This window comes from Ralstonia sp. PBBBR1, from assembly GCF_002256165.1.
Lineage (GTDB): Bacteria > Pseudomonadota > Gammaproteobacteria > Burkholderiales > Burkholderiaceae > Ralstonia > Ralstonia thomasii.
Genome location: NZ_NKIL01000002.1, coordinates 126445 through 144596, shown reverse-complemented (window position 1 = coordinate 144596; position 18152 = coordinate 126445). Strand labels below are relative to the sequence as shown.

Annotated in this window: 12 protein-coding genes and 2 tRNA genes; 4 read left to right on the top strand and 10 right to left on the bottom strand. The window is 63.3% G+C overall.

The genetic code is table 11. The features are described from left to right. Positions 1 to 191: 191 nt before the first annotated feature. Complete coding sequence (gene purL, locus CFE42_RS00685) at positions 192 to 4298, bottom strand: phosphoribosylformylglycinamidine synthase (RefSeq protein WP_004626994.1); 4107 nt, start codon at positions 4296 to 4298, stop codon at positions 192 to 194. A gap of 147 nt (positions 4299 to 4445) precedes the next feature. Then, on the bottom strand, positions 4446 to 5015 hold the full coding sequence (locus CFE42_RS00680; protein WP_004626997.1) for a winged helix DNA-binding protein: 570 nt from the start codon (positions 5013 to 5015) through the stop codon (positions 4446 to 4448). 85 nt (positions 5016 to 5100) lie between these two features. Here CFE42_RS00680 and CFE42_RS00675 point away from each other — a divergent pair, with 85 nt between their 5' ends. After that, entirely contained in the window at positions 5101 to 6696 is a 1596-nt protein-coding gene (locus tag CFE42_RS00675) for a bifunctional ADP-dependent NAD(P)H-hydrate dehydratase/NAD(P)H-hydrate epimerase (protein WP_004626998.1), read from the top strand. A gap of 71 nt (positions 6697 to 6767) precedes the next feature. Beyond that, on the top strand, positions 6768 to 8387 hold the full coding sequence (pgi, locus tag CFE42_RS00670; protein WP_004627001.1) for a glucose-6-phosphate isomerase: 1620 nt from the start codon (positions 6768 to 6770) through the stop codon (positions 8385 to 8387). Positions 8388 to 8396: 9 nt separating this feature from the next. Here pgi and CFE42_RS00665 read toward each other — a convergent pair whose 3' ends face one another. Next, positions 8397 to 9107 (bottom strand): ABC transporter ATP-binding protein, encoded by a 711-nt coding sequence (locus CFE42_RS00665; RefSeq protein WP_004627002.1) that lies wholly within the window; start codon positions 9105 to 9107, stop codon positions 8397 to 8399. Between the two features lie 64 nt (positions 9108 to 9171). Here CFE42_RS00665 and CFE42_RS00660 point away from each other — a divergent pair, with 64 nt between their 5' ends. Then, the gene (locus CFE42_RS00660) at positions 9172 to 9789 is read left to right on the top strand and encodes an arylesterase (protein WP_004627004.1); all 618 of its coding nucleotides are present in this window, start codon (positions 9172 to 9174) and stop codon (positions 9787 to 9789) included. A gap of 84 nt (positions 9790 to 9873) precedes the next feature. Beyond that, positions 9874 to 10566 (top strand): signal peptidase I, encoded by a 693-nt coding sequence (lepB, locus tag CFE42_RS00655; protein ID WP_004627005.1) that lies wholly within the window; start codon positions 9874 to 9876, stop codon positions 10564 to 10566. Positions 10567 to 10650: 84 nt separating this feature from the next. Here lepB and CFE42_RS00650 read toward each other — a convergent pair whose 3' ends face one another. The 7 genes from CFE42_RS00650 to clpP form a co-directional block, all read right to left on the bottom strand. Further along, positions 10651 to 12591 (bottom strand): SurA N-terminal domain-containing protein, encoded by a 1941-nt coding sequence (locus CFE42_RS00650; RefSeq protein ID WP_004627008.1) that lies wholly within the window; start codon positions 12589 to 12591, stop codon positions 10651 to 10653. Between the two features lie 158 nt (positions 12592 to 12749). Then, positions 12750 to 12826: transfer RNA gene (locus CFE42_RS00645), tRNA-Asp, on the bottom strand. A gap of 44 nt (positions 12827 to 12870) precedes the next feature. Then, positions 12871 to 12946: transfer RNA gene (locus CFE42_RS00640), tRNA-Val, on the bottom strand. A 67-nt stretch (positions 12947 to 13013) separates the two neighbouring features. Then, on the bottom strand, positions 13014 to 13286 hold the full coding sequence (locus CFE42_RS00635; RefSeq protein ID WP_004627009.1) for an HU family DNA-binding protein: 273 nt from the start codon (positions 13284 to 13286) through the stop codon (positions 13014 to 13016). Between the two features lie 157 nt (positions 13287 to 13443). Further along, positions 13444 to 15858 carry an endopeptidase La gene (gene lon, locus CFE42_RS00630; protein ID WP_004627012.1) on the bottom strand — a complete coding sequence of 805 codons (2415 nt, stop codon included), beginning with the start codon at positions 15856 to 15858 and terminating at the stop codon, positions 13444 to 13446. Between the two features lie 170 nt (positions 15859 to 16028). Then, positions 16029 to 17303, bottom strand: a complete 1275-nt coding sequence (gene clpX / locus CFE42_RS00625; RefSeq protein WP_004627013.1) for an ATP-dependent Clp protease ATP-binding subunit ClpX — start codon at positions 17301 to 17303, stop codon at positions 16029 to 16031. A 197-nt stretch (positions 17304 to 17500) separates the two neighbouring features. After that, positions 17501 to 18148 carry an ATP-dependent Clp endopeptidase proteolytic subunit ClpP gene (clpP, locus tag CFE42_RS00620; RefSeq protein ID WP_004627017.1) on the bottom strand — a complete coding sequence of 216 codons (648 nt, stop codon included), beginning with the start codon at positions 18146 to 18148 and terminating at the stop codon, positions 17501 to 17503. Positions 18149 to 18152 lie beyond the last annotated feature (4 nt).

The following is an 18152-nucleotide window of genomic DNA, read 5'->3' as shown; positions in this document are numbered from 1 at the left end:
CGCCGGCTGCGGGACTGCATTTTCGGCTCATCGGCCGGGGCGCATGCGCGCGAAATATAACATTTGCCTAGGAAATATTGCCCGGGCTATCGGTAAGGGTTGATGTCCAGCCTCGTCGTCCCAACGGAGGGCGAAAAAAAACGCGCCGAGTCGCCCCGGCGCGTTCTTCATTTTGCTGCTGAGCGGACTGCTTACGCCATCCACTTGCGCGCATTGCGGAACATCCGCATCCACGGGCTGCTGCCGTCGCCGGCGGCTTCCCACTCCTTCGGATGCCAGCTCATCTGCACGGCGCGGAACACGCGTTCCGGGTGCGGCATCAGTGCGGTGAAGCGGCCGTCGTGCGTCGTCACCGAGGCAATGCCCTTAGGCGAGCCGTTCGGGTTCAGCGGATAGGTCTGCGTGACTTCGCCGCGGTTGTCGACGTAGCGCAGGCCAACAGCCACCTTGTCGATGTCGCCTTGCTGCGAGAAGTCGGCATAGCCTTCGCCGTGCGCAACGACGATGGGAATGCGGCTGCCTTCCATGCCCGCGTAGAAGATCGACGGCGATGCTTCGACCTGCACGGTCACCAGACGCCCTTCGTACTGCTCCGACTGGTTGCGCGTGAACTTCGGCCATGCACCGGCGCCCGGGATGATCGGGGCGAGGTTCGCCATCATCTGGCAGCCGTTGCACACGCCCAGCGCGATCGAATCGGTGCGGTTGAAGAAAGCCGCGAACTGCTCGGCGAGCATGCTGTTGAAGAGGATCGTCTTCGCCCAGCCTTCGCCCGCGCCGAGCACGTCGCCGTAGCTGAAACCGCCGCAGGCGACGAAGCCCTTGAAGCTGGCGAGGTTCGTGCGGCCGGCCAGCAGGTCGCTCATGTGCACGTCGTAGGTATCGAAGCCGGCCTTGTCCATCGCGTAAGCCATTTCGATCTGCGAGTTCACGCCCTGCTCGCGCAGGATCGCCATGCGCGGGCGGGCGCCCGTGGCAATGAACGGCGCGGCCACGTCTTCCGCAATGTCGAACGTGAGCTTGGGTGAGATGCCCGGGTCTTCAGCGTCGAGGATGCGGTCGTATTCGCTCTGCGTGCACTCGGGGTTGTCGCGCAGGCTGGCGATGCGCCAGGAGACATCCGTCCAGGTGCGTTGCAGTTCGATACGCGACGCGCTGAACACCTTCTTGGCGTCGCGCCAGACTTCAATGTGGTCGTTGGCGTTGGGCGCGCCGATCACGTGGCTGCAACCGGCCAGGCCGTGCTCGCGCAGCACCGCAAAGACGGCGTCGCGCTGGGCCAGCGGCACCTGGATGACGGCGCCGAGTTCTTCGGCAAACAGCGCGCGCAGCGTCAGGTCGGCGCGGCGGCCGGAGACTTGCTGCGCCCAGTTCTTGGCGTCGCCGTAGTCGGATTCGTGCGCACCGTCGAGCGTGAGCATGTCGACGTTGATCGACACGCCGCAGTGTCCGGCGAAAGCCATTTCGCAGACGGTCGCCCACAGGCCGCCGTCGGAGCGGTCGTGATACGCCAGCAGCGAACCGCTGGCATTCAGTTGCTGGATGGCTGCGAAGAAGCGCTTGAGGTCTTCGGCGTCATCCACGTCCGGCACGCTGTTGCCGATCTGCTCCGTGACTTGCGCCAGGATGCTGCCGCCCATGCGGTTCTTGCCGCGGCCCAGGTCAATCAGGATCAGCGTGCTGTCGGCCGGCGCGTTCGCCGATTCGACCTGCTTGAGCTGCGGCGTGAGCGTCTTGCGCACATCCGTCACGGGCGCAAACGCCGAGACGATGAGCGAGACCGGCGCGACCACTTCATTCGCCGCGCCTTCGTCTTCCCACTTGGTGCGCATCGACAGCGAATCCTTGCCCACCGGAATGCTGATGCCCAGTGCCGGGCACAGCTCCATGCCGACCGCTTTGACGGTGTCGTACAGGCGCGCGTCTTCACCATTCACGCCGCAGGCGGCCATCCAGTTGGCCGACAGCTTCAGTTGCGTGAGGGAGTCGATCGGGGCGGCGGCGATGTTGGTGATGGACTCGCCGATAGCCATGCGGCCCGAAGCCGGTGCGTTGATGACGGCCAGCGGCGTGCGCTCGCCCATCGTCATCGCTTCACCGGCGTAGCCCTTGTAGTCCAGCGTGGTGACGGCCACGTCGGCCACCGGCACCTGCCAAGGGCCGACCATCTGGTCGCGCGTGTTCAAGCCGCCAACGGTGCGGTCCCCAATGGTGATGAGGAACGACTTGCTGGCCACCGTCGGGTGACGCAGCACGTCGCGTGCGACGACTTCCAGGTCCAGACCGGTGACATCGACTTCCGGCAGTTCCTGCGCGACGCGGCGCACGTCACGGTGCATGCGCGGCGGCTTGCCGAGCAGCACGTCCATCGGCATGTTGACCGGGAAGTGTTCGGGCAGGTCGGCTGCGGTGTCGCTGTCGACCACTTGCAGTTGCTGTTCATCCGTGGCGAAGCCGACCACCGAGAACGGGGCGCGCTCGCGCTCGCACATGGCCTGGAAGCGCGGGAAATCGCCGGGGGCAATCGCGAGCGTGTAACGCTCTTGCGATTCGTTGCACCAGATTTCTGCAGGGCTCAAGCCCGACTCTTCCAGATGCACCTGACGCAGATCGAAGCGCGCGCCCTTTCCGGCGCCGTCCACGATTTCCGGGAAGGCGTTGGAGATGCCGCCCGCGCCCACGTCGTGGATCGACAGGATCGGGTTGTCTTCGCCCAGCGCCCAGCACGCGTTGATGACTTCCTGCGCGCGGCGCTGCATTTCGGGGTTGCCGCGCTGGACGGAATCGAAGTCCAGGTCGGCGGTATTGGTGCCGGTAGCCATCGAGCTGGCAGCACCGCCGCCCATGCCGATGCGCATGCCGGGGCCGCCCAGCTGGATCAGCAGCGTACCGGCCGGCAGGCCGTGCTTGTGCGTATGACCGGCGTCGATATTGCCGATACCGCCCGCGATCATGATCGGTTTGTGATAACCGCGCACAGTGCCGCCGACGTTCTGCTCGTAGACGCGGAAGTAGCCGCCGAGGTTGGGCCGGCCAAATTCGTTGTTGAACGCAGCGCCGCCGATCGGGCCTTCGATCATGATCTGCAGCGGCGAGGCGATGCGGTCCGGCTTGCCGACCGGGCCCGGTACAGCTTCATCCGGGTTGCGGTGCGCCACCGGCTGGGCGGTATCGCGCGCGTTTTCCCACGATTGCACGGCTTCCGGCAGCAGCAGGTTCGACACGGTAAAGCCAGTCAGGCCCGCCTTGGGCTTGGCGCCGCGGCCGGTTGCGCCTTCGTCTCGGATTTCACCGCCGGCGCCGGTCGACGCACCCGGGAACGGCGAGATGGCCGTCGGGTGGTTGTGCGTCTCCACCTTCATCAGCGTGTGCGTGAGGGCTTCGCGGCGGCCATATTGCGGCACGCCTGTCTCGCCTTCCGTGCCAGCGTGCGCAAACCAGCGCTCGGCCATGCCGCCTTCCATCACGGCGGCGTTGTCGGAATACGCGACGATCGTGCCCTGCGGCGCCAACTGGTGCGTGTTGCGGATCATCGCGAAGAGCGACTTGTCTTGCGTCTGGCCGTCGATGGTCCAGTCTGCGTTGAAGATCTTGTGCCGGCAGTGCTCGCTGTTGGCCTGCGCAAACATCATCAGCTCGACGTCGGTCGGGTTGCGTTCGAGCTTGCGGTAGGCGTCGACCAGGTAGTCGATTTCATCGTCAGACAGGGCGAGGCCCATCTCGACGTTGGCGGCTTCCAAGGCACGACGACCAGCATCCTGGCCACCGGCGATATCGACAAAGCGCAGTGCCTTGGCGGGCAGCACGTCGAACAGGCCATAGCCGGCTTCGCGCGAGTCGATGACGGTTTCGGTCATGCGGTCGTGCAGATGCTCGGCGACGGCGGCGCGGGTGGCGTCGTCCAGGTGCTTGGCAGCACCGGTCAGGCTGCGAATGAGGCCCTTCTTGCATGTGACGGTGAATTCCACGCCACGCTCGATGCGATGGATTTGCAGCAGTGCGCAGTGGCGGGCGATTTCCGTCGCCTTGCTGGCCCATGGCGAGATCGTGCCGAAGCGCGGGATGACCACAAAACGGTCGCCCTCGACATCGGCCGGCGCGGGCGAACCGTAGGTCAGCAGCGCTTGCACACGGGCGGATTCATCGGCCGACAGGGGCGTGTCGGCGGCCACGAAATGCAGGTATTGGGCACTGACGGCATCGATGTCCGGATCGATGCGCTTGAGGGTGGAAAGCAGGCGTTGCTGACGGAAGGCGGACAGCGCGAGAGCGCCGGGAAAGCACGAGAAATGCGCCATGGTGGGCAAGGCAGGCAGTAGCTGGAAGAGGAGGTTCCCGGCGTGCGCGGGGAAACCGCCATTGTACCTTGCCCCGTCCTTGTTACCGACCCTCAAATCGGCCCGAAATGCGCCTGCCTCGGCCGGAACGGGTCAAAAACGCCCGTTTTACAGCGACGTAGCGGACCGTGCCGCCTGCTCGTAAAGACCCGTCAGCACGCGCAGCAGGCGCGCCAGTTCGCCAATTTCGGCATTTTCCTCGCCGCTGGGCGAAATATTGCTGGTCAGGCACTGCTCGCGGATCTCGCGGTAGCGGGCGCAGGCCTTTTCGCCGGCTTCGGTGGTGGTGTAGGTGACTTCCTTGCCGTTGCGCGTGCCCTCCACCAGGTCCATCCCCTGCAGTTTCTTGAGGGAATACGTGACAAGGTGGGTGTCTTCCACGTTCAGCACGAAGCAGATGTCGGCCAGGCGCTTGGCGCGGCCGCGGTGGTTGACGTGATGCACCACCAGCACGTCGAGGAAGGTCAGGTCGCGCACGCCGGCGGCGGCCATGCAGCGCACGCACCAGCGGTTGTAGGCGTTGTAGGCGGTGTTGAGCGCGAACTCGAACTCCGACAACTCGGGGCTGCGCGCCGACACCAGGTGTGACGAAGACACGATCGGCCCGCCCTTGCCTGCGTCCTCATTGGCTGCGGATTGCGGCAGATCAGCTTTCGGGGTGGTCGGCGATTTGGACATTGCAACAGGCTGGGAAAGGACCGGAAACGCGGGCTATTGTAAGAGAATAGATCGTCATGTCTGCACTGTTGAAAGCGTAGTTGCCATGTCCTCACACCCTAGCTGGCGCGAAATCCTGATCGACGGCGCACTGGCCGCACACCACGGCGCCGACCTGCTCTTCGGCACAGCGGGCATCCGCGCGCTGGAAGCAGCTGCGTACCGAACCCTCGAACCCTTCACCTTGATGGCCAGGGCGGGCGAAGCCGCCGCCGACTGGCTGCAGACGCGCGCGCCACACGGGCATGTCCTGCTCGTTGCCGGCCCAGGCAACAACGGTGGCGATGCGCTCGTTGCGGCGACGGTGCTGCATCTGGCGGGGCGCGCCGTCACGGTGTGGCTTGCCGCAGACCCGGCCAAGCTGCCTGATGACGCGCGCCGCGCCTGGACGGAGGCTTGTGCCGCGAATGTCCCCATTGAACCTCTGCACACGGCCGTTTCGGTGCCGGCGGCTGCCTCCGTCATCGTCGACGGCCTCTTTGGTATCGGACTCGCCCGGCCGCTGACGGGGTTGCATGCCGCACTGGTCGACACCATCAACGCCAGCGGCTTGCCGGTGTTTGCGCTGGACATTCCCTCGGGGCTGAACGGCGATACGGGCCAGCCGCCCGCCCCAGATTCGCCCGTCATTCAGGCACGCGCCACCATCACGTTCCTCGCCGTCAAACCGGGGTTGCTGACCGGCGATGGCCGCGACGCCACCGGCGACATCGCGCTGGCCGACTTGCAGGCTGCGCAAGCGGCTTATGACGGCGTGATTGAAGCGGACGCCTTTGTCAACACGCCGTCACGCTGGCTTGCGCATGTGCCGCGCCGGCGGCATAACGGCCACAAGGGCACATATGGCAGTGCGGCAATCGTGGGCGGTGCGGCAGGCATGGTCGGAGCGCCGCTGCTGTCGGCGCGCGGAGCGCTCTATCTGGGCGCGGGCAAGGTGCACGTGGTCTCGCTTGCCGCCGATGCACCGCGCATCGACCCCGCGCAACCGGAATTGATGCTGCACACCTGGGGCGCACTCGATCTGGGCGGCATGCAGGCGCTGGCCGTGGGCCCCGGCATGGGTACCGGCAAGGAGTCGGAAGCCGCGCTCGAGCATCTGCTGGACCGCATGCTGTCGGTGCGCACGCCCGCCGTGTTCGACGCCGATGCACTGAACCTCTTTGCGAAAACGCCCGCCCTGCTCGCGCGTCTCACGCAACTGGCCGGCAGCGGTGTGCCGTTGGTGCTGACGCCGCATCCGCTGGAAGCCGCGCGACTGCTGCATACCGATGCGCTCGCCGTGCAGCACGATCGGCTGTCCGCCGCCAAGGCGCTTGTCAATCGGACGGGCGCGGTGGTCGTGCTCAAAGGCTCGGGCACAGTCATCGCGGCGCCTGGCATCCCGCCGGCCATCAACCCAACCGGCAACGGCGGGCTCGCCACCGGCGGCACGGGCGATGTACTGACCGGCATGATCGGCGCACTGCTTGCGCAAGGCATGGGCGCGCGCGAAGCTGCACTTGCGGCCGTCTGGCTGCATGGTCGTGCGGCCGATGACCTTGTCCACGCGGGTGTGGGCCCCATCGGGCTGCACGCAAGCGAGCTTTGCGTACCGGCACGGCGTGCGCTCAACGCCTTGCTGGCGTCGGACGTTCGCCGATAGAAACGCGTCATACAGCACCGTTATACTGCCCACTCGTTTTCCAGCCCCTACCTCACGTCACATCACGCCGTATGCCTACAGCCCTACCCGCCTGGCAGTCCCTCACGCAACATGCAGAATCGATCCGCGCGACACATATGCGCGACTGGTTTGCCGCGCCGGACGCCGAAGAACGGGTACGTGCCTTCACGCTGGAGGCCGCTGGCCTGACGGTCGATTACTCAAAAAACCGCATCACCCCCGACACGCTTTCCCAACTGCTGCAACTTGCTGAGGAAGCCGGCGTGCTCACCCTGCGCGACGCCATGCTGCGTGGCGAACGCATCAACAACACCGAGCACCGCGCCGTCTTGCACGTGGCCCTGCGTGGCCGCGCTGAAGACGACTATCGTGCCGACGGCGAGCCCGTCATGCCCGAAGTGCTGCGCGTGCGCGCGCAGATGCGCGACTTTGCCAACCGTGTGCACAGCGGCGCATGGACAGGCCATTCCGGACGGCGCATCACGGACGTGGTGAACATCGGCATCGGCGGATCGGACCTCGGCCCGCGGATGGTATGCCGTGCGCTCGACCACCTTGCCGTGCCGCAGGTGCGCGTGCATTTCGTCTCCAACGTCGACGGCACGGACCTGGCCGAAACGCTCGACCATCTGAACCCCGACACCACGCTCGCCATCGTCTGTTCCAAGACGTTCACCACGCTGGAAACGATGGCCAACGCGCACAGCATGCGCCGGTGGTTTGTCGACCACGGCGTCGCGGAAAGCCAGCTCAAGCACCACTTCGTCGCTGTCTCCACCAACCGCGAGGCCGTCGTGCAGTTCGGCATCGACCCGGACAACATGTTCACGTTCTGGGATTGGGTTGGCGGGCGGTTCTCGCTGTGGTCGGCGGTGGGCCTGTCGATCGTGCTGGCGATCGGGCCGCAGCAGTTTGAAGCGATGCTCGACGGCGCGCGTGCGATGGACCGCCACTTTGCGACGGCCGCGCCGCGCGAGAACCTCCCGCTCATTCTCGGGATGCTGTCGGTCTGGTATCGCGGCTTCTTCGATGCGGCGAGCGCATGCACCGTGCCCTACTGCGCGCCGCTGGAACTGCTGACCGACTTCATGCAACAGTTGGAGATGGAGAGCAACGGCAAATCGGTCCAGCGCAACGGCGCGGCCATCGATACCGACACCGGCCCCATCGTCTGGGGCACGGCCGGCACCAACGGGCAGCATGCGTATTTCCAGTTGATCCACCAGGGCTCGCAGATCGTGCCGGTGGATTTCATCACCACGCTCGAGCCGGTGCGCAACCTGCCTGGCCACCATGCCAAGCTGCTCGCCAACTGCTTCGCGCAGGGCGAGGCACTGCTGCTGGGGCGCACCGCCGAGGAGGTCCGCGCGGGCGGCGTCACCGACGAAGCGCTGGTGCCGCATATGGTGTTCGAAGGCAATCGCCCGAGCACGACCATCCTGATGGAGCGGCTGGACGCTGCCTCACTCGGCGCGCTCATCGCCTGCGCCGAGCACCGCACCTTCGTGCAGGGCGCGGTCTGGAACATCAACTCGTTCGATCAGTGGGGCGTGGAGCTTGGCAAGAAACTCGCCAAGCCGATCCAGGCGGAACTGGAAGGTGCGCCGGCCTCTGTGGCGCATGATGCGTCGACGGTGGCGTTGATTCGCCGCGCCAAAGCCGCGCTCTGACGCAAACGTTCAGAGTTCGGTGACAGCCTCGTCGCCCACGAGATGCCCTGCTTCGATGGTGAGAATGCGGCTGCAACGCGCCGCCACGGAGCGGTCGTGCGTCACCAGCACCAGCGTGGAGCCGGCACTGCGGTTGAGTTCAAACATCAGCGCGATCACGGCCTCGCCCGTGGCGGTGTCGAGACTGCCGGTCGGTTCATCGGCAAAGAGAATGTCGGGCTCGGTCACAAACGCACGTGCCAAGGCCACGCGTTGCTGTTCGCCGCCCGAAAGCGTCTTTGGATAGTGCGACAGCCGCGCACCCAGGCCGACGCGCTCCAGCAGAACCGTTGCGCGACGCCGCATTTCGGCGGTGCTCACGTCGCCCTGCAACTCCAGCGGCAACATCACGTTCTCAAGCGCCGTCAGATGGGGCAGCAGCTGGAACGATTGGAAGACAAAGCCCACGTGGCTGCCGCGCACGGCCGCACGGCCATCCTCATCCAAGACGAACAAGTCGTTGCCCAGCAGCTTGACCGAACCCGATGTCGGCAAGTCCAGGCCGGCGAGCAACCCTAGCAACGTCGATTTGCCCGAGCCGGAAGCGCCAACAATGGCCAGTGTCTCGCCCCTTTCCACACGGAAGGCAACATCGCTCAGAATAGGCAACTCACCGGTGGCATCGCGCACGGTCTTGTGCAGCGAATCGACTTCAATCACCCAGGTAGCGGAAGACGACATGATTGAACTGGTAGGTAGTAGAAGGCGCAGTGTGAAGTCACTAGCAGCGGCACTAGGCTTCGCCATGTTCAGCATGCTGCCGCTCGCACAGGCCGCTGCAGCAGAAGGCGCGCCGGCATCGCATCGTGTGGTGGTGCTGGGTGACAGCCTGTCGGCGGGATACGGTCTGGCGCAAGGCACAGGCTGGGTCGCGTTGCTCGACAGGCGCCTCAAAGAACGGAAGCCCGATTATAGCGTCGCCAATGCAAGCATCAGCGGCGACACCACGGCCGGCGGCCGCTCGCGCCTGCCCGCCGTGCTGGCCCGCGAAAAGCCCTCTGTCGTGATTCTCGAACTGGGCGGTAACGACGCGCTGCGCGGCCTGTCGCTCGCCTCCAGCGAGGGCAACATGAAGGCGATGATCGAAGCATCGCAAGCGGCTGGCGCGAAGGTGCTGCTGGTGGGCATGCGCATCCCGCCGAACTACGGCCCGGATTACAGCGAGCGCTTCTTCGCCATGTTCGGCAAGCTGGCGCAGCAGTACAAGCTGCCACTGGTGCCATTCCTGCTCGAAGGGGTTGCGCAGCGGCCCGACTGGTTCCAGGAAGATCGCATCCACCCCATTGCCGCAGCGCAGCCGACGATGCTCGATAACGTGTGGCCCAAACTGGAACCTCTCCTTAAAGCCCGGGTCGGAAGATGACCCTTCTGCCGCACCGATGGCGTCATCCGGCGCATCGGATTTCCGGCTCCGGCACGGCGGCCACCTCTCACTCGGGCGAACACCATGAAGCTTCTGGCAAGCGGGCTGCGCGCAGCGCGTGACAACAAGCGGTTCCTGGTCGGCATGTCGCTGCTTTTTGCCTTCCGCGCCTGCATTGCGGACTGGGCAGTCGTGCCGAGCGGCTCAATGAATCCCACGCTCATCGAAGGCGACTACATCTTGATGAACCGGTTGGCTTACGGGGTGCGCGTACCGGCCACCACCGTCTGGCTCAAGCGCGGCAGCGACCCGCGACGTGGTGATGTCGTCGTCTTCTCCTCGCCCGAAAACGGCACGAAGCTGGTCAAGCGGCTCATTGGGCTGCCCGGCGACGTGGTTGAAATGCGTGACGAAGCGCTCTACATCAATGACCGGCGCATGGCCTATGCGCCGCTGCCAGACGTCGCACCCGGCGCGCTGCCGCAAGCAACGGCGATGCTGCCGCACGAACTCTGGTCGGAAGCGCTACCGGGCCGGGAGCACACCGTGATGGTCTTGCCGGAGGTGCGTGCCCTGCGCAGTTTCGGTCCCATCACCGTCCCGCAAGACCACTACCTCATGCTGGGTGACAACCGCGACAACAGCCGCGACTCCCGCTACTTCGGCCTCGTACCGCGCAAGAATCTGATCGCCCGCGCTTCCCATGTGGCCCTATCGTTCGATCCAGACCACTTGTACATGCCGCGCCTCGCACGCATGGGCAAGCCGCTGGACTAGCGCAACGCCAAAAAGTACGCAAAGAAAAAGCCCCCTCGTTATTGAGGGGGCTTTTTCGTCAGGCTACGTGCTCTGCACGCCGTATCAGTCCTCTGCCGTATTGGCTGGCTTGCTGCTGTCGACCGCGCTGCTGTTGATCTTCACCTTCGAGCGCGCCTTCAGTGCTTCATAGTAGGCGTTGAACTCGGTCTGACCAGCGGCCTGAGCCAGTTGTTGTGCATCGGCAGCACGGCGCGTCTCGTCCACATTGGCCGGCGGCAGCACCTTGTTGATGCGATACAGCGCGTAGCCCTCAGGACCCAGGTCGACACCAATGGTGGTCGGCAGCTTGGTCGCATCCGCGCGCAGGATGGCTGTCAGTGCAGCCGGCGGCGTGCCCTGCGCCTGCTGGCGCGAGACCGTCTGTGCAGCACCGAAGCCATCGGCGCTGTTGCTCTGCTTCACGGCGGCAAGCTTCTCTTCGCCAGCCTTCTTGGCCAGCGCAGCCGCTTGCTCGGCGATCACCTTGGCCTTGACCTGTTCACGCACGTCGGCCAGCTTCTTCACCGTGGCCGGGCGGTACTCCGCCGCGCGCGCTGCAACCAGCGTGGTCGGGCCCACTTGGATGGCGGCCGTATTGCGGTGATTCTTGATCACGTCGTCAGCGAACAGCGCCTTGAGCACCTTGTCGTTGCCGATGGGGCTGCCGGACTGCGCCGGGCTCGGGGTGCGGGTTACGTTGTCGGTCGTCTGGATCTGCAGCTTGAGCTTGTCAGCCACCGGCTTCAGGCTGTCGGACTGATCTTCCACCGTGTTGGAGAACGCATCGGCCAGCTCCGAGTACTTCTTGTTCGCGAGTTGCGTACGCAGTTCGCGTTCAAGCTCAGGCTTCACGGCTTCCAAGGGCTGCACGCCGCCGCCCTTCACTTCTTCCAGCTTGATGATGTGGAAACCAAAATCGCTTTGGACCACGTCACTGATGTCGCCCGGCTGCTTGAGCGCAAACAGCGCGTTCTCGAACGGCGGCACAGTCGCGCCCTTGCCGAGGAAGCCCAGCTCGCCACCCTGCGCGGCCGAGCCTGGATCACCCGAGTACTTCTTGGCAAGCTCGGCAAAGCTCGCGGGATTCTTGCGCACCTCGGCCAGGACTTCTTCGGCCTTCTTCTTGGCGGCTTCCTTGTCGGCAGGCTTGGCGTTATCCGGCAGCTTGATCAGGATGTGAGCGGCGCGGCGTTCTTCCTGTGTCTTGAAGCGCGCAGCGTTCTGATCGTAGTACTCCTTGATCTGCTCGGGCGGGACCGGAATCTGCTTCATCATCTCTTCGCCCGAGAACACGACATACTCGGCCTTGACTTGCTCCGGCACAGAGAATTCCTGCTGGTGCGCGTCGTAGTAAGCCTGGATGGCCTTGTCGTCCGCATTGACCTTTGCAGCGTAGTCGGCCGGCTTGAACAGCAGTGTCTGAACTTCGCGTTGCTGATCGCGTACCTGGATGAGGCGCTCCACCAGCGACTTCGGCACAAACGCCGACGACACGATCGATTGCGGAATCTGTTGCTGCGAGAGCTCGAAGCGCAGATTGCCTTCCAACTGCTCGGGCGTCATGTTCTGCGCAGACAGCAGCCGTACGTAGGCTTCCTGATCGAAGGAGCCATCCGGCTTGCGCAGCGCCGCCACGGCCGGAATCTGCAGGATCGTGTCGCGAATCTTCTCGTTCGAGATGGTCAGGTTCGCACGCACGACTTCATTGGCCAGCACGCGTTGCTGAATGATGCCGTCGAGCACGTCGCGGCGCATCTGTGGACCTTCGAACTGGCGCGGATCATATTGCGCGCCAAGCATCTGGCGCAGGCGCTCGGTCTGCTCGCGCACGCGCGCGTCGACTTCGTTGGTCGAGATGACCTTGCCGTCGACCTTGGCGGCGTCATGCGAGCTGTCCATGAAGCTCGAATAGCTCTGCACGCCGAAGAACACGAACGACGGGAACACCAGAATCAGCAGCACCAGAAACATCAAGCGCCGATGCGTACGTACGAAATCAAGCATGCTGGACCGGAGGTGAATGGAAGATGGAAAATCCGGCGATTCTATCAGGTGCCGCCGACATTCCGGACAATCGCGGCACAGCGTCCCGGCATGACCTGCAAAGCATTCGCCGCTGAAAAGACAAAGGCCCGAACGAATCGGGCCTTTGTACAGAAATCTGGCGGAGCGGACGGGACTCGAACCCGCGACCCCCGGCGTGACAGGCCGGTATTCTAACCGACTGAACTACCGCTCCAGATTGGGTCGGACCACCCGACACGTGAGCGGCAATACGAACGATGGTGGGTGCTGAGAGGCTCGAACTCCCGACCCGCGCCTTGTAAGGGCGCTGCTCTACCAACTGAGCTAAGCACCCGTTCGTACTGCCGGCGTGAGCCGGACTGTCCGGCGCCCGCGTTGTCACCCACGAGCACCAAAGCCCGTTAGTTTAGCGCATCTTTCAGCGCTTTGCCAGGTTTGAATTTCGCAACCTTACCGCCTTCGATTGTGATGGCGGCACCCGTGCGCGGGTTGCGTCCATTACGCGAAGATCGCTTGCCGACCAAGAATGTCCCGAAGCCGACCAGCGTGACCGACCCGCCCTCGCACAACGCATCCTTGATGCCGTCGATCAGTGCGTCGATGGCGCGACCCGCTGCGGCTTTTGACATGTCAGTTTGCGTCGCCACATGGTCGATGAGATCTGTTTTGTTCATCGTGCCACCTCCCCGAACACCCGCTAGTGTGGATTCATTAAAGTGGCCGTCAATCGACGTGTCAAGGCGAAGAACTGTGTGCCACATGTCGCAGCCAGCGCAAAGAAAAAGGGCCCGAACATGTCGGGCCCTTCTTCAACCTCGGCAGGCTACGGTGTCAGTGATGCACCATTTCCTGCGACTTGCCGTCATCGCCCTGGGCGGGCGCCGGCTTGGCTTCTTCCTCCGGAAGAGGCTCCGGCTTGCGCACCAGCGCGAGTTCCAGCACCTTGTCGATCCAGCGGACCGGCTGAATCTCGATGCTGTTCTTCACGTTGTCCGGAATGTCAGCCAAGTCCTTGACGTTCTCCTCCGGAATCAGCGCGAGCTTGATGCCACCGCGGTGAGCTGCCAGCAGCTTTTCCTTCAAGCCGCCGATCGGCAACACTTCACCGCGCAGGGTGATTTCGCCGGTCATTGCCACGTCTGCGCGCACCGGAATACCGGTCAGCACCGACACCAGCGCCGTCGTCATTGCAATACCTGCCGACGGGCCATCCTTGGGCGTCGCACCTTCGGGTACGTGGATGTGGATGTCACGCTTTTCGAACATCTCATCCTTGATACCCAGCCGAGCCGACCGCGAACGCACCACCGAGCGCGCAGCCTCGACGGACTCCTTCATCACGTCGCCCAGCGAACCGGTGCGGGTGATGTTGCCCTTGCCCGGCATCAGCGCGGCTTCGATGGTCAGCAGATCGCCGCCCACTTCGGTCCATGCCAAACCAGTCACCTGGCCCACCTGGTCTTCCTTGCCGGCCAGACCGAAGTCGAAACGACGCACGCCAAGGAATTTGTCCAGGTTCTCCGAATCGACCTTCACGGACGTATTGGCTTCCTTCTTCAGCAGCAGTTGCTTGACGACCTTGCGGCAGATCTTCGAGACCTCGCGTTCCAGGGAACGCACACCAGCTTCCCGCGTGTAGTAGCGGATGATGTCGCGCAGCGCGGCTTCGGTCACCTCGATCTCGCCCTCTTTCAGACCATTGTTCTTGATCTGCTTGGGCAGCAAGTAGCGACGGGCGATGTTGACCTTTTCGTCTTCCGTGTAGCCCGACAGACGAATCACTTCCATCCGGTCCAGCAGCGGCGCCGGAATGTTCAGCGAGTTCGACGTCGCCACGAACATCACATCCGACAGGTCGAAGTCCACTTCGATGTAGTGGTCCTGGAACGTGTGGTTCTGTTCCGGGTCCAGCACTTCGAGCAGGGCCGACGAGGGATCGCCGCGGAAATCCGCACCCATCTTGTCGATCTCGTCCAGCAGGAACAACGGATTGCGCACGCCGACCTTCGTCAGGCTCTGCAGGATCTTGCCCGGCATCGACCCGATGTACGTACGGCGGTGACCCCGAATCTCGGCCTCGTCACGCACTCCGCCAAGCGCCATGCGCACGAACTTGCGGTTCGTTGCACGCGCCACCGACTGCCCGAGCGACGTCTTGCCAACACCCGGCGGCCCCACGAGGCACAGGATCGGCGCCTTCAGCTTGTCGACGCGCTGTTGCACCGCGAGGTATTCAAGGATGCGCTCCTTGACCTTCTCCAAACCATAGTGGTCCTGATCCAGCACCTGCTCGGCGTTCGACAGATCGTTGTTCACCTTGCTCTTCTTGCGCCACGGCAGACCAACCAACGTGTCGATGTAGTTGCGCACGACCGTCGCCTCGGCCGACATCGGCGACATCAGCTTGAGCTTCTTGAACTCGGACTCGGCCTTCTTCTTGGCCTCCTTCGGCATGCGGGCGGCCTTGATCTTCTTGTCCAGCTCTTCGAGATCGGCGCCTTCCTCGCCTTCGCCCAGTTCCTTCTGGATGGCCTTGACCTGCTCGTTCAGGTAGTACTCGCGCTGGCTCTTCTCCATCTGGCGCTTGACGCGGCCACGGATGCGCTTTTCCACCTGCAGGATGTCGATCTCGCCTTCCAGCTGCGAAAGCAGGCTCTCCAGACGTTCGGTCACATTGAACATCTCGAGAATCTTCTGCTTCTGCTCGAGCTTAATCGGCAGATGCGCAGCAATGGTGTCGGCCAGACGACCCGGCTCGTCGATGCCCGACAACGAAGTCAGGATTTCAGGCGGGATCTTCTTGTTCAGCTTCACGTACTGATCGAACTGCGACACGATGGCGCGACGCAGCGCCTCGGTCTCAGCCGATTCAGTGGGTTCCGGGCCGACGGGCACAGCTTCGCAGAAGAAGTGCGATTCGTCGTCGGTGACGGACAGGATATTGGCGCGCTGCGTGCCCTCGACCAGCACCTTCACGGTGCCGTCCGGCAGCTTCAGCATCTGCAGAATGTTGGCGATACAGCCGACCTCATACAGATCCTTATCGGTCGGCTCGTCCTTGGCGGCAGTCTTTTGCGCCACGAGCATGATGCTCTTGCCCGCCTCCATCGCAGCTTCCAGCGCCTTGATGGATTTGGGGCGCCCCACGAACAGCGGAATCACCATGTGCGGAAACACCACGACGTCACGCAGCGGCAACAGCGGCAGGCGAATCTGCTCAGCGGGTAAAAGTTGGGTTCCGGACATTATTTTCCCCAGAAAGTCATGTAAGGGCTAAATTGGGCACAGCGGCGGTTTTACAAGACCGCTGCTGCAAGTCGCATGCCGACCCGGTTTCCCGAAGCAAAAAAAGCCGCTCGCGAGCGAACGGCTTCCTGCAGGGGATGCATACGGCGCATCCCGGCCGGGCATTCGCGTCAGTTGGAACCTGCAACCTTGGGTTGCTCTTCGTAAATCAGCAAGGGCTTGCCTTCGTCGGAGATCGTACTTTCATCGATCACCACCTTTTGCACACCCTTGTGGTTGGGGAGGTCATACATCACATCCATCAAAGCGTGCTCAACGATGGAACGCAGACCGCGCGCTCCCGTCTTGCGCTTGATCGCCTTGCGGGCAATTGCCGTCAGCGCGCTCGGACGAATCTCCAGCTCCACCCCTTCCATTGCCAGCAGCTTCTGGTACTGCTTGACGATTGCGTTCTTTGGTTCGACCAGGATTTCCATCAAGGCAGCCTCGTCGAGCTTGGCCAGCGTCGCCACCACGGGCAGACGGCCGATCAACTCGGGAATCAGACCGAACTTGATGAGATCTTCCGGCTCCACTTGCGGCAGAACTTCGCTGACGTCGCGCTCTTCCTTGCTCTGCACCTCCGCGCCGAAGCCGATACCGGTCTTGTCGGAGCGCTGCATGATGATCTTTTCCAGACCATCGAACGCGCCGCCGCAGATGAACAAGATGTTGGTCGTATCAACTTGCAGGAAGTCTTGGTTTGGATGCTTGCGGCCACCTTGCGGCGGCACCGACGCCATCGTCCCTTCCACCAGCTTCAGCAGCGCCTGCTGCACGCCTTCGCCAGAAACGTCCCGGGTGATGGAAGGGTTGTCAGACTTGCGCGAAATCTTGTCGATCTCGTCGATGTAGACGATGCCGCGTTGGGCTTTGTCCACCTCGTAATTGCAGTTCTGCAGCAACTTCTGAATGATGTTTTCGACATCCTCGCCCACATAGCCTGCTTCGGTCAGCGTGGTGGCGTCGGCGATGACAAACGGCACGTTCAACAGACGCGCCAGCGTTTGAGCAAGCAGGGTCTTGCCCGAGCCAGTTGGCCCGATGAGCAGGATATTGCTCTTCGACAGCTCGACATCGTCCTTCTTGCCGAGGTGCCTTAAACGCTTGTAATGGTTGTAGACCGCGACCGCCAGGATCTTCTTGGCCTGCTCCTGACCGATCACATATTGGTCCAGGCTTTGGCGGATTTCATGCGGTGTGGGCAGATCGGACTTGACCGCCAGACCACCTTCCTTTTCGGAGATGGCGGCTTCGTCCCGGATGATCTCGTTGCACAGGTCGATACATTCATCGCAGATGAAGACCGAGGGGCCGGCAATCAGTTTTTTGACCTCATGCTGGCTCTTGCCGCAAAACGAGCAGTACAGCAGCTTTTCGCCAGTCGAGCCTTTCTTGTCCGCCATAACGATTACCAGTAGTTCTTGGCAGCATCATACGCCAAATTATCTGGCGACGATCCGCAGGTGTTGTTCGAAGCAAAAACGAGGCGCGAGGCCTCGTTTTTGACACCGCTTGACATGTTTCGTGCGGTTAACCGGGGTGCCGTAGAATGCACCGGCAACCTCGCCTACCGCGCACATCGGCGCACGACTTCGACACTTCAACGCTTGGCGATGACCTGGTCGATCAGGCCGTACTCCTTGGCCTGCTCGCTACTCATGAAGTTGTCGCGATCCGTATCGCGGGCGATCTTGTCGACGGGCTGACCCGTTACCTCCGAAAGCACCGTGTTCAGGCGCTCGCGCAGATACAGAATCTCGCGCGCCTGGATCTCGATATCCGAGGCCTGGCCCCGAGCACCGCCCAGCGGCTGGTGAATCATGATGCGCGAGTTTGGCAGCGCCAGACGCTTGCCCTTGGCACCGGCCGCGAGCAGGAACGCGCCCATGCTGGCCGCCATGCCCATGCACAGCGTCGACACGTCGGGCTTGATGAACTGCATCGTGTCGTACATCGCCAGGCCGGACGAAACCGAACCACCCGGGGAATTGATGTACAGCGAGATGTCCTTGTCCGGATTCTCGCTTTCCAAAAACAGCAACTGTGCCACCACGAGGTTGGCAGTCTGGTCGTTGACCTCGCCCACCATGAAGATCACTCGTTCCTTGAGCAGGCGCGAGTAGATATCGTAGGCGCGCTCGCCGCGGCCCGACTGCTCGACCACCATCGGCACCAGACCGAGCCCCTGCGTTTCGAGCGCGGAAGCCTGGGTGCGGGCAAGTTGGTCGATCAGTTCATTGCGGATCATGCGG